Annotated in this window: 1 protein-coding gene; it reads right to left on the bottom strand. The window is 75.5% G+C overall.

Features of this window, described 5'->3' with window-relative positions; genetic code table 11:
• A partial coding sequence (locus tag ABEA26_RS35960) for an MraY family glycosyltransferase (RefSeq protein WP_345598277.1) occupies window positions 1–1,231 on the bottom strand: 1,231 nt, incomplete at its 3' end.
• Between the last annotated feature and the right edge of the window lie 159 nt (window positions 1,232–1,390).

Genomic DNA, 1,390 nt, shown 5'->3' with positions numbered 1-1,390 from the left:
CCTGCGTTTTGTCCTCACTCCCGGCCTGGCGAGCGGGAAAAACCGTCGCTCGGAAGGATGCACGAGCCGGTGCGCGCGGCACCCCGGTGGCCACCCCGGAGGCCTCTCCAGACCGCCCCGGCACCCCCGACTGCCCCGGCCGCCCCGGCCACCCCGGCGCCCCCGGCATCCCGTGCGAACCCGTCCGCCCGGGCAGGGGTTCCACTCGGGGTCCACCGATCCGGGCCCGCGTGCGCATCCCCGCCCGCCGCCGCCTCCGGGGCTCGTACACCCGCACCCGCAGCAGCCCCGCCACCACGACGACCGCTCCGCCCGCCACCCACAGCAGCGCCGCTCTCTCCGCCCAGCCGGTGTGCACGAGCACGCCCACGAGTACCCCGAAGAACGAGGCCACACCGAGGACCAAGACCGCACCCTGGGGAGTGAGCCCGAGCCGCCGCAGGCGGTGCGCGAGATGGTCGGGCCCGCCGCGCAGCAGGGGCCGGCCCGCCAGTCGGCGCGAGAGGAGTACGAGGACGGCGTCGACGCCCGCCAGAGCGGTCAGCGCGAACAGCACCCCCACGCCGGCCCCGGGATCGCGGCCCGCCCGGGTGAACACGGCCGCCGCGGCGAGCAGGAAGCCCGCGAAGAGCGACCCGCACGCGCCGAGCGCGATCCGCGCCGGATGCGCGTTGTGCAGCAGGAACCCGGCCAGCGAGGCGGCCAGCGCGCTCAGCAGCACCGCCAGCCCGTCCATCAGTTCCGCCGCGGCGCAGGCGCCGACACCGAAGGCGGTCACCACACCCACCGTGCCGGCCACCCCGTCCGCGTGGTCGAGCCCCCGGAAGGCGACGGCGACCAGCGCGATCCAGCCCACGGCGAGCACCCCGACCACCGGCCCGGTCACGTCGTACGGCACCACGTACGCCGCCGCGACGGCCGTACCGGCGACCAACCACCGCCGCCGCAGCCGCCAGATGTCGGCGGCCAGGCCGAGCGCGCCGACGGCCGCCCCGGCCACGAGCACCCTGCCGACCCCCGTACCGAGGGGCACGACACCGGTCCGGTCCCCTGCCCATGCGACCAGCCCGGTCACGAGGGCGACGGCCACACCGCCGACCAGGGGAACGGGCCGCTGCCGTCGCCGGTCGACGAGGGAGAGGCGCAGGGCGGGCCTCCTCAGCAGCGCGGCGAGCAGGGCGGCGAGGAGAAAGGAGGCGGTGGCTGCAGCGATCCCGTAGAGCACGGCCACAACCTATGCCGGAAACAGGGTGAATATCATGATTTGCGATGAATGGCGCGTCCGACTCAGCGAGACCCCGGATCCGGTCGCCCGGTCCGCCGGTCAGGGTTGCCTCAGCGACGCAGATCACCGCACGTCCGGCTACAGTGCGGCGGAGGATGGGGGTAC

The organism is Streptomyces marokkonensis (assembly GCF_039539045.1).
GTDB classification, from domain to species: domain Bacteria; phylum Actinomycetota; class Actinomycetes; order Streptomycetales; family Streptomycetaceae; genus Streptomyces; species Streptomyces marokkonensis.
The sequence above is the reverse complement of the archived record's forward strand: the minus strand, read 5'-3'. Positions and strand labels throughout refer to the sequence as shown.